Raw genomic sequence first — 23,361 nt, forward strand, 5'->3', positions numbered from 1 at the left:
TAGCGATCTGCCTAGTGGCCGGGGGTGTTCCCGATGAGCTCGACGCCGTTGCCGTTCCAGTGGAATCGCACGTCGGTGTTCAAGCCGTTGATGCCGCCGGGATAGGTCAACGCGACGGTGTCGCCGGTGGTCTGCGCCGCATCGATGCCGTTGAAACCGTAGGTGTCGGGCACGCCCTGCGGGATGAACTGACCGAGATGGAACAGCACCGCCCGGGTGGTGGGGTTGATGGCGTTGGTGTTGGCCTTGATGATCACCGCCGACAGCTGGGCGCACTGGTTGTAGTTGCCGGCAAGCGGCTCCGGGCTCCAGGGCTGTTGACTGCGGGGATCGCGAGGCAACTCGGAGACCACTTTCGCGATGGTGGACGACGCCAGGTTGACCGCGCACGGGTCGGCCGGTGCGCCGCCGGGCGACGCTGTCGCCCCTGGCGCCTGGCCGGGTGCGGTAGAGGGTGCCGCCGGCGTGGTTGTCGTTGCCTGCGGGGTCTTGGCGACCGTGGAGTCGCCCGTGCCGCAGCCCGTCAACGCCGCGCCGAGCACCACCGCGACGGACAGGGCGGACAGCGGCTCGGCAGGGCAGGGTAGCGACCACACATCGCGCACCGTACCGTCATCGGGCTCGACGGTGTGGCAGGCATGCCGCGCCCAAGGTTGACCTCGCCCTCACCGCCGCTATCTGGTGCTGACCCGCCACGCTCAGCGCTGCTGAGCTCGCGGTCACCACTAGACTTCAGGGACGATGACCCTCCCCGACAGCTCGCCCGAGGCTGTTTCTACGACGTTTGCCGACCTGCAGATCCATCCCTCCGTCTTGCGGGCGATCGCCGACGTCGGCTACGAGACACCGACCGCCATCCAGGCGGCGACGATTCCGGCGCTGATGGCCGGTTCCGACGTGGTGGGGCTGGCGCAGACCGGCACCGGCAAGACGGCGGCGTTCGCAATCCCGATCCTGTCCAAGATCGACGTGACCAGCAACGCGACCCAGGCCCTCGTGCTGGCGCCCACCCGGGAACTGGCGCTGCAGGTGGCCGAGGCGTTCAGCCGCTACGGGGCGCAGCTGCCCAAGATCAACGTGCTGTCGATCTACGGCGGGTCGTCCTATGGCGTGCAACTGGCCGGACTGCGGCGCGGCGCGCACGTGGTGGTGGGAACGCCAGGCCGCATCATCGACCACCTCGAACGCGGCACGCTCGACCTGTCGCGGGTGGACTACCTGGTGCTCGACGAGGCCGACGAGATGCTCGCCATGGGTTTTGCCGACGACGTCGAGCGCATCCTGTCCGAAACACCGGAATACAAACAGGTCGCGCTGTTTTCGGCGACCATGCCGGCCCCGATCCGCAAGCTCACCGCCAAGTACCTCCACGATCCGTTCGAAGTCACCACCAAAGCGAAAACCGCTACGGCCGAGAACATTTCGCAGCGCTACATCCAGGTGGCCGGGCCACGCAAAATGGACGCGCTCACCCGGGTGCTCGAGGTGGAGCCGTTCGAGGCGATGATCGTCTTCGTGCGCACCAAGCAGGCGACCGAGGAGGTGGCCGAAAAGCTGCGCGCCCGAGGCTTTTCCGCGGCCGCCATCAACGGCGACATCCCGCAGGGGCAGCGCGAGCGGACGATAGCCGCGCTGCGAGACGGGGGCCCCAAGGGCATCGACATCCTGGTCGCCACCGATGTGGCGGCGCGCGGGTTGGACGTGGAGCGGATATCGCATGTGCTCAACTACGACATCCCGCACGACACCGAGTCCTACGTGCACCGCATCGGACGCACCGGCAGGGCCGGGCGTTCGGGAACCGCGCTGTTGTTCGTCGCGCCGCGCGAACGCCACCTGCTGAAGGCGATCGAAAAGGCAACGCGCCAAACGCTCACCGAGACCGAGCTGCCCACCGTCGAGGACGTCAACGCGCAGCGCGTAGCGAAATTCGGCGATTCCATCACCCGCGCCCTCGGCGGTCCGGAAATCGAGCTGTTCCGCAAGCTGGTCGAGGACTACGAACGCGAGCATGACGTCCCGATGGCCGACATCGCCGCCGCGCTGGCCCTGCAGTCGCGCGACGGCGAGGAGTTCCTGATGGCACCCGAACCGCCGCCCGAGCGGCGCGAGCGTCAGGAGCGTCGGGAACGCCGCGAAAAGCCATGGCAGACACGGGATTTCGCCACCTATCGCATCTCCGTGGGCAAGCGTCACAAGATCGGCCCCGGCGCGATCGTCGGCGCCATCGCCAACGAGGGCGGACTGCACCGCAGCGATTTCGGCCACATCGCGATCGGCCCGGATTTCTCCCTGGTGGAGCTGCCGGCCAGATTGCCGAAGGCGACCGTGAAAAAGCTTGAACGCACGCGTATCTCGGGCGTGCTGATCGACCTGCGGCCGGATCGAGGCTCCGGCAAGACCAAACCACGCAAGAAACGCGCCGGATGACGCTGTCCGAGGAGAGGGACGCCCAGGGCGGGCTCGAGCAGGTCGCCCATGTGGACCGAGTCGCGTCGCTGACCGGCATCCGCGCGGTCGCCGCCCTCCTGGTCGTCGGCACCCACGCCGCCTACACCACCGGCAAGTACACCCACGGGTACTGGGGTCTGGTCGGCTCGCGGATGGAGATCGGCGTTCCGATCTTCTTCGTGCTGTCCGGCTTCCTGCTGTTCCGCCCGTGGGTCAAATCGGCCGCCACCGATGGCCCGCCGCCCTCGCTGAGTCGCTATGCCTGGCACCGGGTTCGGCGCATCATGCCCGCCTACGTCATCACCGTGCTGATTGCCTATGTGCTGTACCACTTCCGGGAGGCGGGACCGAATCCCGGGCACTCGTGGACGGGCCTGGTGCGCAATCTCACCCTGACGCAGATCTACACCGACGGCTACCTCGGCAAGTACCTGCATCAGGGCCTGACCCAGATGTGGAGCCTGGCGGTGGAGGCGGCCTTCTACGTGGTGCTGCCCCTGCTGGCCTACGTGCTGCTGGTGCTCGTCTCGCGGCGGCGCTGGCAGCCGAGGCTGGTTGTCGGCGCGCTGGCGGCGATGGCGTTGCTCAGCCCGGCATGGCTGGTCCTGGTGCATACCGATCACTGGTTTCCCGACGGCGCCCGGCTGTGGCTACCGACCTACCTGGCCTGGTTCCTGGGCGGCATGCTGCTGACGGTGCTGCAGCGGATGGGTGTGCGGTGCTATGCGTTCGTGGCAATACCGCTGGCGGTCATCTGCTACTTCATAGTCTCGACCCCGATCGCGGGGGCGCCCACCACCTCACCGGCAACGTTGGGGGAGGCGCTGTACAAGACGTGCTTCTACGCCGTGATCGCGGTGTTGGCGGTGGCACCGTTGGCCCTCGGTAACCAGGGGTTGTATGCGCGGCTGCTGGCCAGCCGGCCCATGGTGTGGCTGGGCGAGATCTCCTACGAGATCTTCCTTATCCACCTGGTGACCATGGAGTTCGCGATGGACTATGTGGTGCGGGCCCACGTCTACACCGGCTCGATGCTGTATCTCTACGTCGCGACGCTGGCCCTGACCATCCCCTTGGCCTGGCTGCTGCACCGTTTCACCCGGGTGCGCGACTGACCGGGTTAGGTATTAGGTGGCGACGAGTTGCGGGAGCCTCGCCTGCAGCGGCGTGAGCGGAGCCATCCCGGCCCAGGCCGACGACGCACCGGCGTGGTAATGGGCCATGGCGGTCACGTCCTGGGCCCACATCTCGTCGTAATGGGATTCGGTAGCCGCGATCGCCGGGGTGTTCAGCCCCAAAAAGTTCGTGCTCACCAGCGTCACCAATAGAGCGCGATTGGCCGCGATCGCCGGCGTGGGCACGGTGGCGGCGTGTGCCGTCTCGAACGAGGCCGCCACTGCCGCGGCCTGGGCGGCGGCCCGTTCGGTATGCCCGGCCGCCGCGCTCAGCCACGCGGCATAGGGCGCGGCTGCGGCCGCCATCGCTGCGGCCGCGGGTCCCTGCCACGTCTCACTCGACAGGTTCGACGTCACCGACGCAAACGAGTCCGCCGCCGACCGCAATTCGCCGGCGAGCCCACTCCAGGCCGATGAGGCCGCGCGCATGGGCCCCGGCCCCGCACCGGTTTGCATCCGTGCCGAATTGATTTCGGGCGGCAAACACGGGTAAGTCACTATCGATCCTTCCTGAGTGGCGCCGGCTGGCTGGCTATCGGTAGCAGCGCGTCGTCGTGTGCGCACACGGACACCCGCGCTTCGACTCCTGGTCTGCTCCCCACCGATCGCTCTGCGACAACTCGATGGGCCATAACATAGCGCTGCGGCGCCGCCCAAGAAAGCGGTTTGGACGAAAAAGCCCTAGTAGACATAGGTATAGTTGCGCGGCGCCGCGTCCTCGCGTGGGTGGACGACTAGTGACGGGCGCCGACCGGCGTGACGATCGGGACGACGAACTCCTCGATCATCGCCCGTTCGTCCGCCTCGTCGCGGCCCGGATACATCAGCAGCGACGTGATCACCCGAATCACCCATCGGGCCCGGCGTTCGACGACTGCGGGCTCTTCGGGACCGAGCGAGCTCACGAACGCGGCGGCCAACGCGGTGATCACCTCCGACTTTTCGGCCAGCTCGCCGCCGATCGGGGGGCGGGTGACGGCGAACCACGCCGCCAATGCCGCGCTGTCGCGAACCATCCGCAACGTGGCGGTGATGCTCGCAATCAGGCGTTCGCGCGGATCCTCGATGCCGTCGATCTCGTCGGCGATCGCGCGGCTGAGCCGGCGGGTCTCGCGGTGCACGTAGGCGGTGCGCAGGGCGTCGCGGTTCTCGAAGTACCGGTATAGCGTCGCGCGGGAACAGCCTGCGGCACGGGCAATTTCGTTCATGCCGATCGATGCCTGGTCGCGCACCGTGTAAAGCTCCTCGGCGGCATCGAGTATCCGGTCCGCCGCCGCCTCGCTGCGGTGCGAGGCCAGCCAGTCGGGCATCAGGATTTCACCGTGATGGGCACCGACAGCGGGCGCCTGACGTAACTGCCGCCGGACCAGACGATTGCGGACTCGTCCACCTCGAAATCCGGGCAGCGGGCCAGCAGTTCGGTCAGCGCGACCCGCGATTGCATCCGCGCCGCCGCCGCGCCCAGGCAGTGGTGCGCCCCGTGGCTGAAAGTCAGGATGTTGCGTGGGCGGCGGGTCACGTCGAGTTCGCCTGCGTCCGAACCGTATTGGCGTTCGTCGTGGTTGGCGGACGCGTAGAGCAGCAACACTTTGCGGCCGGCCGGGACGGTTGTGTCGCCGATCGCCGCGTCCCGCGTGGCCGTGCGCGCCAGCCCCTGCACCGGCGAGGTCAGCCGCAGCAGTTCTTCCACCGCGTCGGGGATCAGCGCCGGGTCGGCGACCAAAAGTCGCCGTTGGTCGGGGCGCCGGTGCAGCAAGGGCATCGACCCGCCCAACATCCCCGTCACGGTGTCGTTGCCTCCGGTGACCATCGTGAACGTGAAGGCCAGAATCGACAGCGTGCCGGAGATGTCGCCGTCGGCGCCGACTCCGGCGGCGACGAGGTGCGAGATGGTGTCGTCCTCGGGTTCCGTCCGCCGCCGTTCGATCAGCCGCGTGAAGTAGGCCATCATCGACCCGACGGCATCGCCTGCGCTTTCCAGCGCGCCGCTGACGCCGCCTTCGGTGGTGTTCGCCGCGACGATGGCCTGGGTCCAGCCGTCGAATTGGGCCCGATCGTCCTCGGGCACGCCGAGATAGTGCGCGACGACCATCGACGGCAGCGGCTTGAACAGTTCGGTGACGATGTCGCCGCCGCCGTCGGAGCGGAGCCTCTCGATGCGCTCGACGACGAACTCGTGCACCTTGGGCTCGACGGCCTCGACCTGCCGCGGCGTGAAACCGCGCGACACCAGCTTGCGAAACTCGGTGTGCACCGGCGGGTCCTGCATGACGAAAGGTGGATTGTCCTGCAGCCCAATCATTTCCAGGTCGTCGTAGTTGACCGTCAGTCCCTGCGCCGACGAGAACGTCTCGTGGTCGCGGGCCGCCGCCCAGACGTCGGCGTGCCGGGACAGCACGTAGTAGTCGCGATCCGGTCCGCCTTCGGGGACGACGTGATGCACCGGGTGGTGGTCGCGCAGCGCGCGGTACATCGGCCAGGGGTTGGGCCAGGTGTCGGCGGTGGCGAGCCGGAACGCAGCGGGTGCGTTATGAGACAGATCAACCGACATGTCTTATATGTAAGGCATTCCAACGCTGATGTCAACGTGCCGGTCAGCGGCAACCCATGTACAGTACGTTCAGTTCGTACTGAACAAGGAGGAGTGCGATGTCACCGGAAGAGGCCGAGTTCGTCGACCGCATGGGGCTGTTCTTCGAGCTCCTCGGCGCCACCCGCACCATGGGCCGGATATACGGATGGCTACTGATCTGCGATCCCCCGCAGCAGTCGTTGGGCCAGCTGGCCGATGCGTTGTCGGTGAGCAAGGCCTCGATCAGTACCGTCGCCCGGCAGCTGCTCGAAGGCGGCATGGTCGAGCGGTTGCCAAGCCCCAACCGTCAACACCTCTACCGGGTCACGCCGGGCGGGTTCACCAGCGTGATGGAAACGCAGCTATCACTGATGCGTCTGGGTATCGAGCCGGCCGACTTCGCGCTGTCGGTGCTGGGGGAGGACCGCGCCGAGCAGCGGGAGCGCGTCGAGGACTTCCGCGATTTCTGCGAGTTCTGCACCCGGGACTATCGCGACCAGTTGATGCGGATGTGGACCGAATATCGGGAGGGAAAGAGAAAGTCATGACGATGACGGACAAAGTCGACTTCCGCGACGTGCGGTGGGGGTCGGTGGAATGGACGAACCTCTGCACGCTGTACCTGCGGGCATACGAAAGCCGTTCGCCAGCACCGATTCTGGGTGACACGGCGGCCGCTGAGGCCATGGACCGCATCGAATACGACTGGGCCCGCATGCGCCGCGCCATGCACCCCGGATCGAATCAGTACCTGGTCACCATGCGCGCCAAACAGTTCGACGACTGGAGCGCCGACTTCTTGCGCCGCCATCCCGAAGCTGTCGTGCTGCACCTCGGGTGCGGCATGGACACCCGGGCGTTCCGGCTGCACCCGCCGGAAACCGTGCGGTGGTTCGACGTCGACCAGCCCGACGTGATCGCGTTGCGGCGCAAGCTGTATGACGACCGCGACGGCTACCGGATGATCGGCTCGTCGGTGACCGACGACTGGCTCGGCGAGATACCGACGGATCGCCCGATGCTGATGATCGCCGAGGGTCTCGTCATGTACATCACCGAGCCCCAGGTGCGCATGCTGCTGCAGAGCCTCACGGACCGGTTCGGCAGCGGCGAGCTCCTCTTCGACACGACCTCGCCGATGGGGCCGCGGTTGTCCAAGGTGCTCACCAAGGGCATCACCAAGTGGGGCATCCGCGACGCCCGCGAACTCGAGCGCTGGAACCCGCGGCTGCGCTTCCTCGAGCAGTCCGCCGTGGGGGCGCTCTACGAGCGCATACCGTCGGCACCGCTGCGCCTGCTGTGGCGGCTGGTCAACGCCACGCCGCTGGGCAATTACGACGTGCTGAACCGCTTCGCGTTCTGAGCCCCGCCCCAACCGCCGAGCGTGAATTTCACGACGCGACACGCCGCGAACGCGTCGCCAGATTCACAGTCGGTACACCGAAAGCTAAATCGCCGCACCGGGATTCAGGATGCCAAGCGGGTCCAACGCCTTCTTGATGCGCCGGTTGAGTTCCATTGCCTCGGGCCCGAGGTAGCCGTCCAGCCACGGCCGCTTCAACCGGCCGACACCGTGCTCACCCGTGATGGTGCCGCCCAGGCCGACGGCGAGGTCCATGATCTCGCCGAATGCGAGGTGCGCGCGCTGTGTCATGGCCGCATCGGCGGGGTCGTACACGATCAGCGGGTGGGTGTTGCCGTCGCCGGCATGCGCGATCACGGAGATCATCAACTCGCGTTCGGCGGCAATGCGCTCGATCCCGGTGACCAGCTTGCCCAGCGCCGGCAGCGGCACGCCGACGTCTTCGAGCAGCAGCGAGCCCTTGGCCTCCACCGCCGGGATGCAGAACCGGCGAGCGGCGACGAAGGCCTCGCCCTCGTCCGGGTCGTCGGTCGAAAACACCTCCGTTGCACCGTTTTCCGCGAACACGGCGGCGATCACCTCGGCGTCGTCGGATGCCGCGCGCCCCCTTTCATCGGAGCCGGCCACCAGCATGGCGGCCGCCCCGCGGTCGAGGTCCATGCGCAGGGTGTCCTCGACGGCGTTGATCGCCACCGAATCCATGAACTCCAGCATCGACGGGCGCAGCCGCGCGGCGACCCCGAGGACCGCGTCCACCGCCGACTCCACCGTCGCGAAGGTGGCTACCACCACGCTCGACACGTTCTGGGCGGGCAGCAGCCGCAGCGTCACTTCGGTGATGACGCCCAGCGTGCCTTCGCTGCCCACGAATAGCTTGGACAGTGAGAGGCCGGCTACGTCCTTCAAACGCGGGCCACCCAGGCGCACCGCGGTGCCGTCGGCGAGCACCACCTGCATGCCCAGCACGTAGTCGGTCGTGACGCCGTACTTCACGCAGCACAGTCCGCCCGCATTGGTCGCGATGTTGCCTCCAATGCTGCAGATCTCGAACGACGACGGATCCGGCGGATACCACAGGCCGTGCTCGGCGGCGGCCTTCTTCACCTCGGCGTTGAACAGCCCGGGCTGGCATACCGCGGTGCGGGTGACCGGATCGACGGTGATGTCGCGCATTTTCTCCGTCGACAGCACAATCCCGTTGTCCAGCGCCGTCGCTCCGCCCGACAGCCCGCTGCCGGCTCCCCGCGGCACCACCGGCACCCGGTTGGTCGTGGCCCAGCGCAACACCGTCTGGACCTCTTCGGTGGTGCGTGGCCGGACGACGGCCAGCGGCTTGCCGGCCGATGGGTCGAAGGCGCGGTCCTGGCGGTAGCCCTCGGTAATCGCGGGGTCGGTGACGACGGTCCCGTCGGGCAGCCCGGCGATCAGGCCGGCCAGCGCATCCGAGTTCACGGCCCGATCCTAGGCCGTTTCAAGGTCGGGGTTCGACAGCGAACTCCGCCGCGCGGTCCAGTTCGCGCAGCGACGGCAGCCCGCAGGCGACGAGCCCGATCAACAGGATGGGCACCGCCAGCGTCAAGAACGTGGCCTTCAGTCCGGCGGCGTCCGCCAGGGGACCCGCCACCAGCAGGCCCAACGGGCCGGCGGCGTAGGTCAGCCCCGTCATCACGCCGACCACTCGACCGCGCAGATGATGCGGCGCCCGCGTCTGCATCACATAGTTGTAGATCGGCTGAATCGGCCCGTAGACCACGCCGGTCACCGCGCACAGCGCCAGGATCACCGGCAACGGCGGCAGGAACGCGATTCCGACCGTTGCCGCACCGAAGGTGAGGGTCGCGGTCAGTACTGCCGCGCGTCGCCGCATGAATCTCGACAGCACCGCATAGCCGAGCGCGCCCGCCACGCCACCCATCGCCAGCGCCATCAACGCCCAACCCAGCTGCGCCGGTTGGTGGCGGTCGGCGAAATACTTTGGAAACAGCACGCTTTCCATCGGCAAGTACAGCGCGGTGACGAACAAGTCAATCACCCCGAGCGTCCGTAGCACCCGCAGGTTCCAGACGAATCGCAGCCCCTCGGCGATGCCGGACACCAGCCCGGTGGGCCGGGTCGCGTGGTGTGGCTTGCCGGCACCCTCGAGCCGCAGCGCCGCGATCGCAAGGATCGACAACCCGAACAACCCGGCGGTGAGCCACATCGTGTTGACGCCCCCGACCGTGGCGATCATCAAACCGCCGATACCCGGACCGACGATGAACCCGAGGTTCTGAATCGCCTCGTAGATGCTGTTGGTCCGGTCCAGCGACCAGCGCGCCCGGCCGGCGGCCTCGGGCAGCATCGACTCCCGCGCCGTGGTCCCCGCCGGGTCGAAAGCGGCCGCGAAGAAGGCCAGCACCGCGAGGTCGACGACGTTGATCGCTCTCGGACCGAAAAACCAGGCGATCAGCGGCACGGCGGCCACCGCGGTGCCGGACAGCGAATCGGAGACCAGCGACACCCGGCGCCGCCCAAACGAGTCGACGGCCGTGCCTGCGACCAGCGTGGACAGCACCAGCGGCAGCGTCATCGCCACCGCCACGATGGACGCTGCCCGCCCGCTGCCGTTGTGTTGCAACGCCAGCCAGGGGAACGCGACGATCGAGATGCCGGTTCCCGCCGCCGCCATCAGCGTGGCGAACAGGATCAGAACCGCGGGGCCGCTGCTTTTCATGGGATATCGCGGCTGAATTTATGCCAAAGCCGCATTTAGGGCGACCGAATTTTTCGGTCGCACCGCGTGAATGCAGGATGTTCATGTGCTCGCCCATCCGAATACCGGCCAGGCGTTCGGCTCTCCCGTCGCGCCCGGCAGCGGTTGGCCGGGCGACCCGGCCACCCCGCGGACCCCGGTGGCCGCCGACGCCGCGCAGGTTTCGGCGCTGGCCGCCCGGGCCGCTTCGATACCGGAGCTCGATGCGGTGGTCAGCGTGTGCCGTGCCTGCCCGCGGCTGGTCAGTTGGCGGGAAGATGTCGCCGTCATCAAGCGCAGAGCCTTTGCCGACCAGCCCTATTGGGGGCGCCCGGTGCCGGGGTGGGGATCCGAACGCCCGCGGGTGTTGATCGTCGGGCTGGCGCCCGCCGCGCACGGCGCCAACCGGACGGGCCGCATGTTCACCGGCGACAGGTCCGGGGATCAGCTTTACGCGGCGCTCTATCGCGCCGGGCTGGTGAATTCACCGACCAGCGTCGACGCCGCGGACGGCTTGCGGGCCAACGGAATTCGGATCGCCGCACCCGTGCGTTGCGCACCTCCGGCCAACGCGCCGACCACCGCGGAACGGGACGCCTGCTGGCCCTGGCTGGATGCCGAATGGCGTTTGGTGTCCGACCATGTGCGCGTCGTCGTCGCCCTGGGCGGGTTCGCCTGGCAGATCGCGCTGCGGCTACCCGGCGTGGCCGGGATGCGCAAACCGCGGTTCGGGCATGGGGCCGTCGCGACGCTGCCGTCCGGCGTGCGTCTGCTCGGCTGCTACCACCCCAGCCAGCAAAACATGTTCACCGGTAGGTTGACTCCGGTAATGCTCGACGACGTCTTCACCCACGCGAAGAGGCTGGCAGGAATCAAGTGACCGATATTCTGGTGTCCGGCGCCAGCGTGGCCGGCACGACCGCGGCGTATTGGCTTGCGCACCATGGCTATTCGGTAACCGTGGTGGAACGCCATCCTGGGCTGCGGCCGGGCGGTCAGGCCATCGACGTGCGGGGCCCGGCCCTGAGCGTGCTCGAACGCATGGCGCTGCGGGCCGCCGCCGATCACCGCCGCACCCGCATCAGGGGCGCGTCCGTCGTCGACCGCGACGGCAACGAGCTGTCCCAGGACACCGAATCGACGCCGACCGGCGGGCTCATCGCCAACCCCGACATCGAACTGCTGCGCGACGATCTCGTCGAATTGCTTTACGAGGCAACCCAACTGAACACCGAATACCTGTTCGACGACAGCATCGTCGCGTTGGAGGACGACGGCACCTCGGTCGCGGTGACGTTCGAGCGCGCCGCCGCGCGCGGCTTCGACCTGGTGATCGGCGCCGACGGGTTGCACTCCAACGTGCGCCGACTGGCCTTCGGCCCGGAGGAGCAATTCATCGAGCGGCTGGGTACCCACGCGGCGATCTTCACCGTGCCCAACTTCCTGGACCTCGACTACTGGCAGCGGTGGCATTACGGCGACTCCACCATGGTCGGCCTCTACAGCGCGCGCGACAACTCCGAGGCCCGGGCCATGGTCGGCTTCATGGATCCCGACCTGCGGATCGATTACCGCGACACCGAGGCCCAGCTCGCCGAGTTGGAACGGCGGATGGCCGACGACGGCTGGGTGCGCCCGCAGCTGCTGGAGTACATGCGGAGCGCTCCGGACTTCTACTTCGACGAGATGGCGCAGATCAAGATGGACCGCTGGTCGAAGGGCAGGGTGGCCCTCGTCGGCGACGCCGGGTATTGCTGCTCGCCGTTGTCGGGCCAGGGCACCAGCGTCGCGCTGCTGGGCGCCTACGTCCTGGCGGGTGAGCTCGCCGCGGCGGGCGAGGACTACGAACTCGGCTTTGCCAACTACCACAAGGAGTTTCACGACTACGTCAAGCGCAACCAGTGGCTGGTGATCGACAACATCCCCGGCGGTGCGCCGATCCCGCAGGACGTCTTCGACAACATCGTGAACTCGCTCACCCTCAAGGACTACTGAGCGTGCGACGTCAACGATCTCCGCTGACGGCGTTGAGTGTGCAGCCTGGGCGACAAATCGGCCAAAATCCCGCCCTGTGGTCACACCCAACAGCCCTGAGCCGGGAACGTTCGCCGGCCCGCATGCGTTGACGCCATCGTGCGACTTTCCGTCCTCGACCTCGTCCCGGTGCGCACCGACCAGACGACCTCCGATGCGCTGGCGGCCACCGTGGCGCTGGCGCAATCCGCCGATCGTCTGGGTTTCACCCGCTACTGGGTCGCCGAACACCACAACATGCCGTCGGTGGGGGCCACCAGCCCGCCGGTCTTGATCGCCTACCTGGCCGCGCAGACCTCACAGATGCGCCTCGGGTCGGGTGGCGTGATGCTGCCCAACCACGCGCCGCTGGCGGTGGCCGAGCAGTTCGCGCTGCTGGAGGCGGCCGCCCCGGGTCGGATCGACTTGGGCATCGGCAGGGCGCCAGGGTCGGACCCAGTGACGTCGTATGCCCTGCGCGGCGGCCGTGGCGAGGAAGACATCGAGCACTTCCCCGAATACCTCGACGACGTGGCGGCACTGATGAGTGCGCGCGGAGTGCGGGTGCCACTGCGTTCCGGGGACTACACGCTGAAGGCCACCCCGGCCGCCGCCACCGAACCGCGACTGTGGCTGCTGGGATCGTCGATGTACTCGGCGCATCTGGCCGCCGCCAAGGGGCTGCCGTACGTGTTCGCCCATCACTTCTCCGGCAAGGGAACCGAAGAGGCGCTCGAGCTCTACCGCTCCCGGTTCAGGCCCAGCGACCTCGCGGCGGAGCCGGTGACGTTTCTGACGGTCAACGCCGCGGTCGCCGAAACACGCGACGAGGCAACGGCGTTGATGCTGCCCAACCTCCAGATGATGGCGAAGCTACGGACCGGGCAGCCGCTTGGGCCGGTGCCCCTGGTCGAGGAAGCTCAAGTCGCGGAGCTGACACCGCAGCAGCAGCGCATCGTGGAAAGCGGCCTGCAGCGTGCCGTGCTGGGTGCGCCCGCAGAGGCCGCCGAACAGGTGCGGGCACTTGCCGAACGGTTCGGCGTCGACGAGGTGATGGTCAACCCGGTCGCCTCGGCCCATCGCGGCACCGATCCCAAGACCGCGCCGGCGCGCGTGGCGACCCTGGAATTGCTGGCGAAGGAGCTCTTCTAGCCGATCAGTCGCTCACTCCCGCTTCGGATTTCGAATCCGAACCGGGTGCGTGGCTGGCGATCCACCGCCGCAATTCGGGTGCGGGCAGTGGCGGGCTGTGGACGAAGCCCTGCGTGATCGTGCAGCCATACCGCCGCAGCGCGCTGAGCGTGATCTCGTCTTCGACTCCCTCGGCGACCAGGTCGGCTCCGAGGCTGCGCGCCAAGGCCACCGTGGAGCGCACGATGGCGACCGATCGCGGGTCTTGGGCCAGCCGCGCCACGAATATCCGGTCGAGTTTCAGCTCGTCGACCGAGACGTCCTGCAGGCGTGCCAGCGACGACCACCCGGTGCCGTAGTCGTCGATCGAAATGCGAACGCCGAGGCGTTGCAACTCGGCGACGGTGTTTCGGGATCGTGCCGAATCGACGAGCGCACTCTCGGTGATCTCGATGATCAGGGCGTCGGGGGGCAGGCCGTAAGTCTGCAGCAGCCTCTCGATGGTGCCGACCAGGTCGAGGTCGAGCAGGTTCGTTGTCGAGAGGTTGACGGCGACGGCGAGCGCGATGCCCTGCCCACGCCAGGACCGGATCTGTTCGAGGGCGCGATTGAGCGTGCGGTTGGCCACCTTTCGCATCAGGCCGGCGCGGTCGGCGGCGGGCAGGAATTCCTCGGGTAGCAGTAATCCGCGGGTGGGATGGTGCCAGCGTAGCAGCGCCTCGACGCTGTGCACGCTGCCGTCGCGCGCATTGATCTTCGGCTGGTAATACAGCGTCAGTTCGTCACCGTCGAACAGCGCCGCGCGTAGTTCGTCGATCAGGTTGGGGTCGTTGTCGCGATACAGCTCGAACGCCGGCTCATACACCGCGATCTTGCTATTGGCGGTCTTGGCTTGCGGGATGGCCGTTTCCGCCCGATTCAGCAGCTCCTGTGGGTGGTCGCAGTGGTCCGGGTACAGCGCGATCGCGATGCACGCGTCGACTTGCACGGTCATCGGATCCAGCGCGAACTGCTCGCTCAACGCCTCGAGTAGGCGACCTGCCTGTGCGCGAACGGCAATGACGTCGGGCCCATCGGCAAGCAGAATCGCAAACTCGTCATCACCGGTGCGGGCAACCACGTCCTCGCGGCGGACGCTCTTCTCAATTCGATCCGCTACGCGGCACAACAGTTCGTCGCCGAAGTGGCGGCCGATCGAGCCGGTGATCTTGTGAAAGTCACAGAGCTTCACTATCAGAAGCGCTTGGCGTGAGGGGGTTCTCAGTGCCGGAGGGAGTTCCGGTGAGTTTGTCGGTTGGGGTCCCGTCCGCACGGAGTCGGCCAGCGCGGTGAGGGCCGTCGCCAGCGATCGCCGATTGGGCAGCGCCGTCAGCTCGTCGGTCATCGCCAGCTTGTGGCTTTCGGCCTGCATGCTGACGTCGCGGAAGGTGACGGAAAACCGCGCGGTGACCGCGATCAGGCTCAGCGCGGCGAGGGTGGCCGCCAGGCGGGAGTGCTGACTCAAGACGACGACCGCAAGCGCCGCGACCGTGCACGCCACCGGCATGGCGTAGTAGCTAAGCCCGCGTCGCGGTAGCGGCACCACGGACGACCTCGGGGTCCAGCTCGCCGTCGCCACCAGTAGCGACGCTGCGGGCCAGAGGGCGTCGAGCGCGCTGCCGACCCGGTATGTGCCCTCGGAGGTCTGCAATAAATACGCCGTATCCGCGACAGCGAAACCGATAAAGCCCAAAACGAGTAGGCCCCAACGCAATCCGTTGCGCCACCCGAGTATCGGCAGCATGCCGGCGACCAGGGCCAGCAGCACCAGGTCGCCGCACGGATAGATCAGGCCCATGAGTACGGTTGCCGGTGCGCGGGTCGCGGCCGCGTGGATGGGGCCCGTCCACAGCGCCACGGCCACCGCGGCGGTGGCCAGCCCGCACACCAGCGCGTCGAGCCGGATCGGGATCGGCACCCGCGTCAGGCGCGCCCGCATGACTACGACGAGCCCGGCATAAACCAACGGGTAAAACAGGACGTACTCCGGGTCGGCCACCGAGGGTGACTGACCGTCCGGCACGCGTAGGTCGTAGATGACGTCACCCAGCGCCGAAACCGCCATGCCGGCCGCGATCAGGGCCCAGCCCAAACGGTCGGCCGGCACGCGATACGCGCGAGAGGCAATCACCGCGGCCGCCAAAAGGTTCAACGCCGCGTACGCGGATTTGGAGAAGACGCTGTGCCCGGCGCTCGGGTTGAGGATGCTCGTCGCGCCGAAGGCGATCACACCAACCAGCAACAGCCCCAGGGCAATTCGGATTGACCTCGGCGGCCACCGAACGCCGTCGGGTGTGTCGTGCGGTTGGTCCGGTGTGGTCACCCTGACTTCGGCCATAGGCTCGACCGCGGGCTCCGTTTCATGGTGCACCGCGGTGGCGGCTAGCCGATCTTCGACGGCCGCCATCGGCGGGTCACTGAACTGCTGGAACCCATGGGACAGGGGCAGATCGGGCACGAAGCTTCGGATACGTTGGCCGCCTTCGCGTTTGGCGGCATACATCGCCAAGTCGGCGTGCCGGATGAGCTGGTCGACGGTGCAAGTGGAGTCTGCGGTGGCCATTGTGAAGCCGATGCTCGGCCGGACCGCCACCGGCACACCGTCGATCACGATCGGCGCGGTGAAGGCCTGCAGAACCCGGTGCGCCGCCTCTTGCAATTCTTCGACCGAACCCTCCATGAGGACGGCGAATTCGTCGCCACCCAGGCGCGCCACGGTGCCGTCCTCCCCGAGCGACGCGGTGAGCCGCCCGGCGACGCGGATCAGCAGTTCGTCGCCGGCCGGATGGCCCAACGCGTCGTTGACCAACTTGAAGTTGTCGAGATCGAGGCACAACACCGCAATGGGTGTCGCGTCGGGAAGGCGTTGAGCGACGGCCTGTTCCAATTCGCGCAGGAACTGTGTCCGATTGGCCAGACCGGTCAGGCTGTCACGAAACGCTTCCCGCGCGACTTCGGACAACAATCTCTGGTTTTCGACCAGGACCAGGAATTGTCGAACGAGCACGCCGGCGACGAGGATGCCGAGGGCGGCGAGCAGCGGCCCGTGCGCCATCTGGCCCAGTGCGTGGCCCAGCCCGACCGCGGCTGCCAGCAGCAGCGGCAGGTATGGCAGCCAGAGCAGGGCGCGCAACGGTGTCTGATTTGGCGGCGACGCCACGGGCGACTCGCGGACGCTGGTAAGGCCGGCCAGCGCTATCAGCGCGAAGCCGGCCACCCGCCCTAGGTCGGACAGATCGCCCAGGTGATAGCTGCCCACCCCAGTTTGGAAAACCATCGCGATGTCGGAGATGGCGATCGTCCCGATCCCGCCGCCCAGCAGGGTCCGGCTCGGGGGTTCGCCGGGACGGGCCCGTGACAGCATCAGGATCGCCGTCGACAGGATGACGACATCGGCAAAGACCTCCACGAGCGTGGCCAGCCGTGAGCCGGTGTCCTCGCGCAGCTGTTTGTCGAGGACGAATACCCACGAGATGACGAACAGCGAGGTCGCCACGATCAGACCGTCCAGCACGAGTCGGCGCGGACTGTGGCGAGACAGTTTGGACAACAGGACCAAAGAAGTCAGGGCCCCGATCGGATACAAAGTGAACACGGCCTCAGCCGCGGCGGGGTGCCTGGCGTGCTCGATTACCGGACGCACCTCATACACCGACCAGAGGACCTCACCGATCGCCCAGCCCACGAGGGCGGTCACCAGTGCCAGCCAGCCGAATCGGCGGCGCCGCTCCGTCGAGCAACGGGCCGCATAGCCGGCGCATGCCGCCGCCGCCACCAGACACAGCGCGAACACGACTTCGTCGACGGGCCGAGTCGCATACGCGCCGCGCCAGCGCCAGATCGACGAGGCCGCGACCAGCAGGGCCGCCACACCGTACCCTCCGGCGACCAGCCAACCGATGTGCGCGGGCAGGCCGAGGCGCCGCCAGGGATTTCCCGTCCAGCGTGTCATCGCCGCTCCAGCCGGTCCGCGCTTTGCGGTGAACACATCCCGGCTTCACCGCGCTAGGGCAGAATAAACCGCTCGGCAGGGTTTGCTGACGCTTTTCCGCAGCTCGTGCAGTTTTTATGCGGGCGTCAACGCGATGACCGGGATCGGCCGCGACGTCCGGCTCTGGTAGCCGCTGTACCGGTTGGCGTTGTTCTTGTTGACGAGCTCCCACATCCTCGGATAGTCGGAGTCGTCAGGGGCGATCGTGCGCGAGGTGACCGGGAATCGCCTGGAGCCGACGTTGATCTCGGCATTCGGCTGCTTCCGCAGGTTGTGGTACCAGCCGGGGTACTTGTCGTTGCCGCCGGCGGACGCGACGACCAGATACGAGTCGCCGTCCTTCGCGTAGGTCAGCGTGCTGCTCCGCGGCTGACCGGTCTTCGCGCCGACGGTGTGCAACAGGAGGCTGGGCGGCATTCCCGGGATCCGGTGTCCGATGCGGCCGTCGGTCTTCCGGTAGACGGCGTCGTGAATGCGCAGGAACGGGACGAGTACCAGGCGCTCCACCATTGTCAGATTGTCCATCGGCTCAGTCTGACTGACTCGCGTCGATCCGGGCGAGGGCCTCCCGCAGAATCCGGCCGGTGACCTCCCGGTCCGGGTCGCGGCGCAGCAGCATCCCCTTGGCGACCGAAAGCTTGTCGCCGTTGCGCCGCGGCAGCACGTGCAGATGAATGTGGCGCACCGTCTGAAAAGCGGCGGGGCCGTCGTTGATCCCGATGTTCGTCGCGTCGGCCAACTCGGTCGCGCGGGCCGCGCGCGCGATTCGTTGGCCGATGGTGATCATCTCGGCCAGCGTCTGCGGCGGGGTGTCGGTGACATCGACGGTGTGGCGCTTGGGGAGCACCAGGGTGTGCCCCCGGGTGAAAGGGCGGATGTCGAGGATCGCCAGATAGTCCTCGTCTTCGTAGATCCGGATGGCCGGCGCCTCGCCGGCGACGACGGCACAGAACACGCAGGACATATCGCCTACGGTACTGGCTGGCTCATTCGGGGCGATACGCTGCCGCAGTGGACGCTCGCGAGGTGGCCTTTGCCGGCGCGGCCGAACAGGCCCGGATGCTGGCCGACGGTGAACTGACCGCCGCGGAGCTGCTCGAGGTCTACCTGGAGCGGATTGCGCGGCTGGACAGCGAGTTGCGCTGCTACCGCGTGGTGCTCTCGGACACCGCGCGTTACGAGGCCGCGATGGCGCAGGACCGCCTCGACGCCGGTGAGCGCTTGCCGCTGCTCGGGGTGCCGATCGCGATCAAGGACGACGTCGACGTCGCCGGCGAGGTGACGACCTTCGGCAGCGGGGGACACCGTCCCGCGGTGACGTCCGACGGGGAAGTGGTCCGCCGACTACGCGCCGCCGGTGCGGTCGTCATCGGCAAGACCAATGTGCCCGAGCTGATGATGTTTCCCTACACCGAGTCGTTGACGTTCGGGGCGACCCGCAACCCGTGGAACCTGAAGCGGACGCCGGGTGGCAGCAGCGGTGGCAGCGCCGCGGCGGTGGCCGCCGGGCTGGCGCCGCTCGCGCTTGGATCCGACGGCGGTGGTTCCATCCGGATCCCGGCGACCTGGTGTGGGCTGTTCGGGCTGAAACCGCAACGCGACCGGATCTCGCTGGAGCCGCATGACGACGCCTGGTACGGGCTGAGCGTCAACGGCCCGATCGCCCGGTCTGTCATGGACGCCGCCCTGTTTCTGGACGCGACGACGACCGTGCCCGGACCCGAAGGCGAGTTCGTGGCCGCGGCCGCTCGCGATCCCGGCAAGCTGCGAATCGCCTTGAGCACCAAGGTTCCAACGCCGTTCCCCGCCAGGGTCGGGAAGCGACAGCTCGCGGCGGTCAAGGAGGCCGGTGCGCTGCTTCGCGAGCTGGGCCACGAGGTCATCACGCGCGACCCCGAATATCCGCCGACGCTTTACACGAACTACCTGCCTCGCTATCTGCGGGGCATCTGCGACGACGCCGACGCGCTGGCCCACCCGGAACGCCTCGAAGCGCGCACCCGAAATCTGGCGCGGGCGGGATCGTTCTTCTCCGATCGGCGGATGGCCGCGCTGCGCGCCGCGGAGGCGTCGCTGAGCAATCGGGTGCAGTCGATCTTCCACGATGTCGACGTCGTCGTCACGCCGGGCAACGCGACGGGCCCGTCGCGGATCGGCGCCTACCAACGCCGCGGCGCCACCTGGACGCTGCTGGCGGCGGGGCAGCGTGTTCCTTATCAGCAGGTGTGGAACCTGACCGGCCAGCCGGCCGCGGCGGTGCCGTGGGACTTCGACGGCGACGGACTGCCGTTGGCGATACAACTGGTCGGCCGGCCGTACGACGAAGCGACGCTGTTGTCGCTCTCCGCCCAGATCGAGTCGGCCAGACCGTGGGCCCACCGGCGCCCGCCGCTCTCATGACGTTGCGCAGATCACCCGCCAGGCCGCAAGTTTGACGCCTGGGCGCACGGCATGAGCCGGGCTGGTCGAAGGCAACCGTTGGTAGTGGATCCCTCCGACCGGAGGGACCAGCCGGCGATAGAGATCGGCCGACTTGGCACCGTTGAAGTAGACCCGCGCGATGGCCGGGTACTTGGCGAAGAGCTCGGCAAAGTTGTTGGCCACCAAGCTTTTAGGGTCGATCGCCGAGTCCGCGCTGCCGACCCGGCGGCACCGGTGCAGCACATCCCAGAGCGCGACACCGTGTGATCGCAGCGCGCGCAGCCGCGAGTCATACGGCGCGGTTGCGTCGAAGCCGAAAAGCTCACTGATGATTGGCCAGAACGCGTTTCGCGGGTTCGCGTAATACTGGCCGGCCGCCAGCGATTGGACACTCGGAAATGACCCCAGGACCAGCACCGTGGCGCGCTCGTCGACAACCGGCGGGAACCCCTGGAGTAGCGGTGTACTCATCACCGCACATCATCGCGCGGCGGCGTTGTACGTTGACCACGTGGACGAGGATCTGCTCGACGGTCTCGAGGGCACCGCGCGGACCGAGCGTGCGGAGCTCGTGGAGTGGCTGCTCGAGCAGGGCATCACCGCCGAAGAAATTCGGACGGCCCACCCGCCGCTGCTGCTGGCCAGCCGCCACCTGATCGGCGACGACGGCACGTATGTGTCCACCCGGGAGATCAGCGAGACCTACGGCATCGACCTGGATCTGCTCCAGCGGGTGCAGCGCGCCATCGGTCTGGCCCGGGTCGACGACCCCGACGCGGCCGTGCACATGCGCGCCGACGGCGAAGCCGCAGCCTTGACCCAGCGATTCCTCGAACTAGGCCTGGATCCCGACAAACTGGTGCTCGTGGTCCGGGTGCTCGCCGAAGGCCTGTCGCGCACCGCCGAGGTCATGCGCTTCACCGCGCTGTCGGCGATTATGCGGCCCGGCGCCACCGAGCTGGAAATCGCCAAGGCGTCCAAGGCGTTGGTCGGCCGGATCGCGCCGCTGCTCGGGCCGCTCGTCGAGAACATGCTGTTCATGCAGCTGCGCCACACGATGGAAACCGAGGCGGTCAACGCCGCGGAGCGGGCCGCGGGCAAGCCGCTGCCCGGGGCGCGCCAGGTCACCGTCGCCTTCGCCGACCTCGTCGGGTTCACCCGGCTCGGTGAGGCGATTCCGGCCGAAGACCTGGGCCAGCTCGCCACCCGGCTGGGCTACCTCGCCCGCGACGTGACCACACCGCCGGTGCGGTTCATCAAGTCGATCGGCGACGCGGTGATGTTCGTCTGCCCCGAACCGGCGCCATTGCTCGATGTCGTGGTGAAGCTCGTCGAAACCGTCGACACCGACAACGACTTTCCCCGGTTGCGGGCCGGAGTGGCGTCCGGGATGGCGGTCAGCCGGGCCGGGGACTGGTTCGGTAGTCCGGTCAACGTGGCCAGCCGCGTCACCGGAGTGGCGCGACCGGGCACGGTGCTGGTCGCCGATTCGGTCTGGGAGACCATCGGCGACGCCGGTGATTTCGAGGGGTCGTTCGCCGGGGCGCGCCGCCTCAAGGGCATCAAGAACGAGGTCAAACTCTTCCGTATACGCCGAGGCGGTGAGCCCAACCGTTCGCGCAGCCGGGCAGCCTCAAGCACATAGCGCAAATAGGGGCAGGCCCGGGCGACTCTTGGGGGGCGTTGGACTATGTCCTACGCGGCCGGTTTCTTCCCCTTCTTCCGGCGCTTCGAGATGGTCGCTTCCGGGCCTGCTTCGCTCCCAAAAATACGCCGCCCGACGATGCATATCAACGCTTTTCCCGCGCAGGGACGCGATCGTTCGCGCGGCGGACAGCGCGTCGTGTCGGTGCTACTCGCCGCCCTCCGCCGGCGTCCGCAACCTCGCTCAGGTTCGCTCCGGGTGAACACTGTTCCCTTAGATGTGTAAGCGTGTAATTATGTAATCATGAAATCACATCACACCGGCGGGCGGCGCTACGGCCGACCGGGGGGCTGGCACCAAGCCCAGCAACCGGATGCCAGCGGCGCCGCGGAATGGTTCGCCGGACGCCTACCCGAAAGCTGGTTCGACGGCGATCCCACCGTCATCGTCGACCGGGAAGAGATCACCGTCATCGGCAAGCTGGCGGAACCCGAGGGCGATGAGAGCGAGGCCCGCGCCGAAGGCCGGGTGTCGCGCTTCCGCGAGGAGACCCGCTCCGAGCGGATGAACATCGCCGACGAAGCGCAGGATCGCTACGGCCGCAAGGTTTCCTGGGGCGTCGAGGTCGGCTCCAAGACCGGCACCGAGCGAATTCTGTTCACGCACATCGCAGTACCCGTGATGACGCGCTTGAAGCAGCCGGAACGCCAGGTGCTCGACACGTTGGTCGACGCCGGTGTCGCCCGGTCCCGTGCCGACGCGCTGGCCTGGGCGGTCAAGCTGGTGGGTGAGCACACCGAGGAGTGGCTCGCCAAGTTGCGGGACGCGATGTCGGCGGTCGATGATCTGCGCGCGGAGGGGCCGGATCTGTAATCGACCCAGCCGTATGACTTTTCGTTATGACTACTCGGTGGCGATTTTGCCGACGATCTTGTCGGTGATCTGACCGCCCTGATCGGTGATGTGGTAGCCGCACGCATTGACGTCGACGATCACGTTGTTCGCCTGACTCATCGCGCGCTCGCACTCCCAGCCGTCGGCGCCTTCCTGGGTGTCCAGCACCGTCATTTTCGGTGGGCTGCCGTTGATTTGGGCGAACGTCCACCGGTACGTCTTGCCCTTGTTTGTCACAGTCACCGTCTTGCCGGCACAGCCTTTCCACTTGCCGGCGGCGGTCTGCATGAACGACTTGGCTTTATCGGCCGACGGAAAGCGAACCACGGCTTGGTTGACCCAGTGGTCGTAGTTGTCCCCCGGTTCCGAGGAAACCAGCCCGCTCACTCCGGTGTAGCCGCTGCCCGCGTACACCGGATCCTGGCTGGTGTAGAGCGCACCCTGGCAGTCCGGCGACGACAGCGTCACCGACGAGGTATCCATGGACTGAATGGGTTTGCCGGGCTCCATGGTCGACGAGCCCATGATGGAGTTGATGTCCGACGGGCCCAATAGGAGCGCGCTCAGACGGTCGGCCGGTATCGGGTCGGGCGGCGGGGGCGCCGGTTTGGGCCGGATCATCAGCCAGATACCCACGCCGGCGACGGCGACGACGAGCACAACCGCGACCGCGGCGATGATGGGCCAGGGGTTGCGTTTAGGTTTGGGTGGTTGGTTCCAGGGTTGTTGGGGCGGGGGTGAGCCCCAGTTGGGGCCGGCGCCTTGGTAATACGCGGCGGGCTGGCCGGCCGCGGGCACCGGGCCGCTGGCCGGGGCCCACGGTTGACCGGTCTGCGGCGCCCGCGGTATCGGACCCGACGCGGGCCCGGTCGCGCCCGAATACGCTGGCGCCGAACTTTGCGGCGGCGGTGGGGTGTTGGCGGCGGCCGCAGGTG

Annotated in this window: 21 protein-coding genes; 10 read left to right on the top strand and 11 right to left on the bottom strand. The window is 67.7% G+C overall.

The annotated features are described in order from the left end of the window. Positions 1–11 precede the first annotated feature (11 nt). The gene (locus tag A5747_RS10510; protein WP_076123755.1) at positions 12–605 is read right to left on the bottom strand and encodes an LppP/LprE family lipoprotein; all 594 of its coding nucleotides are present in this window, start codon (positions 603–605) and stop codon (positions 12–14) included. A 136-nt stretch (positions 606–741) separates the two neighbouring features. Here A5747_RS10510 and A5747_RS10515 point away from each other — a divergent pair, with 136 nt between their 5' ends. Both A5747_RS10515 and A5747_RS10520 read left to right on the top strand, forming a co-directional pair. Continuing rightward, positions 742–2,430: a DEAD/DEAH box helicase gene (locus A5747_RS10515; protein ID WP_076123757.1), complete on the top strand. Its 1,689-nt coding sequence runs from the start codon at positions 742–744 to the stop codon at positions 2,428–2,430. After that, entirely contained in the window at positions 2,427–3,566 is a 1,140-nt protein-coding gene (locus tag A5747_RS10520) for an acyltransferase (protein WP_076123759.1), read from the top strand. Before A5747_RS10515 ends, A5747_RS10520 begins: the two co-directional genes overlap by 4 nt. A gap of 12 nt (positions 3,567–3,578) precedes the next feature. On the opposite strand, the gene A5747_RS10525 is transcribed toward A5747_RS10520, so the two are convergent. The 3 genes from A5747_RS10525 to A5747_RS10535 form a co-directional block, all read right to left on the bottom strand. Then, positions 3,579–4,124, bottom strand: coding sequence for a PPE family protein (locus tag A5747_RS10525; RefSeq protein ID WP_083667217.1), 546 nt, complete (start codon positions 4,122–4,124; stop codon positions 3,579–3,581). Between the two features lie 236 nt (positions 4,125–4,360). Next, positions 4,361–4,936 (bottom strand): TetR/AcrR family transcriptional regulator, encoded by a 576-nt coding sequence (locus A5747_RS10530; RefSeq protein WP_076123763.1) that lies wholly within the window; start codon positions 4,934–4,936, stop codon positions 4,361–4,363. Further along, positions 4,936–6,177 carry a cytochrome P450 gene (locus A5747_RS10535; RefSeq protein WP_076123765.1) on the bottom strand — a complete coding sequence of 414 codons (1,242 nt, stop codon included), beginning with the start codon at positions 6,175–6,177 and terminating at the stop codon, positions 4,936–4,938. Before A5747_RS10535 ends, A5747_RS10530 begins: the two co-directional genes overlap by 1 nt. 98 nt (positions 6,178–6,275) lie before the next feature. On the opposite strand from A5747_RS10535, the gene A5747_RS10540 reads away from it, so the two are divergent. Both A5747_RS10540 and A5747_RS10545 read left to right on the top strand, forming a co-directional pair. Beyond that, positions 6,276–6,746 carry a GbsR/MarR family transcriptional regulator gene (locus A5747_RS10540; protein WP_076123768.1) on the top strand — a complete coding sequence of 157 codons (471 nt, stop codon included), beginning with the start codon at positions 6,276–6,278 and terminating at the stop codon, positions 6,744–6,746. Positions 6,747–6,748: 2 nt separating this feature from the next. After that, a complete protein-coding gene (locus A5747_RS10545) occupies positions 6,749–7,561 on the top strand; it encodes a class I SAM-dependent methyltransferase (RefSeq protein ID WP_198938164.1) in 813 nt (270 codons plus the stop codon). 84 nt (positions 7,562–7,645) lie between these two features. Here the strand turns inward: A5747_RS10545 and A5747_RS10550 are convergent, their stop codons facing one another. Both A5747_RS10550 and A5747_RS10555 read right to left on the bottom strand, forming a co-directional pair. Further along, on the bottom strand, positions 7,646–9,013 hold the full coding sequence (locus A5747_RS10550) for an FAD-binding oxidoreductase (protein WP_076123773.1): 1,368 nt from the start codon (positions 9,011–9,013) through the stop codon (positions 7,646–7,648). 19 nt (positions 9,014–9,032) lie between these two features. Further along, positions 9,033–10,274, bottom strand: coding sequence for an MFS transporter (locus A5747_RS10555; RefSeq protein ID WP_076123776.1), 1,242 nt, complete (start codon positions 10,272–10,274; stop codon positions 9,033–9,035). Between the two features lie 70 nt (positions 10,275–10,344). Between A5747_RS10555 and A5747_RS10560 the strand changes: the two genes are divergently transcribed. From A5747_RS10560 to A5747_RS10570, 3 genes are all read left to right on the top strand, one after another. After that, a complete protein-coding gene (locus A5747_RS10560; RefSeq protein ID WP_076123779.1) occupies positions 10,345–11,172 on the top strand; it encodes a uracil-DNA glycosylase in 828 nt (275 codons plus the stop codon). Continuing rightward, a complete protein-coding gene (locus tag A5747_RS10565; protein ID WP_076123781.1) occupies positions 11,169–12,287 on the top strand; it encodes an FAD-binding protein in 1,119 nt (372 codons plus the stop codon). The genes A5747_RS10560 and A5747_RS10565 overlap by 4 nt, the downstream gene beginning before the upstream one ends. A 138-nt stretch (positions 12,288–12,425) precedes the next feature. Continuing rightward, positions 12,426–13,457: an LLM class flavin-dependent oxidoreductase gene (locus A5747_RS10570; protein ID WP_076123783.1), complete on the top strand. Its 1,032-nt coding sequence runs from the start codon at positions 12,426–12,428 to the stop codon at positions 13,455–13,457. A 4-nt stretch (positions 13,458–13,461) separates the two neighbouring features. On the opposite strand, the gene A5747_RS10575 is transcribed toward A5747_RS10570, so the two are convergent. From A5747_RS10575 to A5747_RS10585, 3 genes are all read right to left on the bottom strand, one after another. Further along, positions 13,462–17,427 (bottom strand): bifunctional diguanylate cyclase/phosphodiesterase, encoded by a 3,966-nt coding sequence (locus A5747_RS10575; RefSeq protein WP_083700309.1) that lies wholly within the window; start codon positions 17,425–17,427, stop codon positions 13,462–13,464. Between the two features lie 114 nt (positions 17,428–17,541). Continuing rightward, positions 17,542–17,991 carry a nitroreductase family deazaflavin-dependent oxidoreductase gene (locus A5747_RS10580; protein WP_076123784.1) on the bottom strand — a complete coding sequence of 150 codons (450 nt, stop codon included), beginning with the start codon at positions 17,989–17,991 and terminating at the stop codon, positions 17,542–17,544. A 4-nt stretch (positions 17,992–17,995) separates the two neighbouring features. Beyond that, a complete protein-coding gene (locus A5747_RS10585; RefSeq protein ID WP_076123785.1) occupies positions 17,996–18,430 on the bottom strand; it encodes an HIT family protein in 435 nt (144 codons plus the stop codon). Between the two features lie 47 nt (positions 18,431–18,477). Between A5747_RS10585 and A5747_RS10590 the strand changes: the two genes are divergently transcribed. Beyond that, on the top strand, positions 18,478–19,866 hold the full coding sequence (locus A5747_RS10590; RefSeq protein ID WP_076123786.1) for an amidase: 1,389 nt from the start codon (positions 18,478–18,480) through the stop codon (positions 19,864–19,866). Here the strand turns inward: A5747_RS10590 and A5747_RS10595 are convergent. Then, positions 19,861–20,358, bottom strand: a complete 498-nt coding sequence (locus tag A5747_RS10595; protein WP_076123803.1) for a DNA-deoxyinosine glycosylase — start codon at positions 20,356–20,358, stop codon at positions 19,861–19,863. The two genes, A5747_RS10590 and A5747_RS10595, sit on opposite strands and share 6 nt — an antisense overlap. A gap of 25 nt (positions 20,359–20,383) precedes the next feature. On the opposite strand from A5747_RS10595, the gene A5747_RS10600 reads away from it, so the two are divergent. After that, on the top strand, positions 20,384–21,532 hold the full coding sequence (locus tag A5747_RS10600; RefSeq protein ID WP_233148012.1) for an adenylate/guanylate cyclase domain-containing protein: 1,149 nt from the start codon (positions 20,384–20,386) through the stop codon (positions 21,530–21,532). 303 nt (positions 21,533–21,835) lie between these two features. Further along, positions 21,836–22,405 (top strand): hypothetical protein, encoded by a 570-nt coding sequence (locus tag A5747_RS10605; RefSeq protein ID WP_076063958.1) that lies wholly within the window; start codon positions 21,836–21,838, stop codon positions 22,403–22,405. 30 nt (positions 22,406–22,435) lie between these two features. Here A5747_RS10605 and A5747_RS10610 read toward each other — a convergent pair. Continuing rightward, positions 22,436–23,361 (bottom strand): sensor domain-containing protein (locus A5747_RS10610; protein WP_142245520.1); only part of this gene is annotated, 926 nt, incomplete at its 5' end.

Source organism: Mycobacterium sp. IS-836 (assembly GCF_001954275.1).
Classification (GTDB): domain Bacteria; phylum Actinomycetota; class Actinomycetes; order Mycobacteriales; family Mycobacteriaceae; genus Mycobacterium.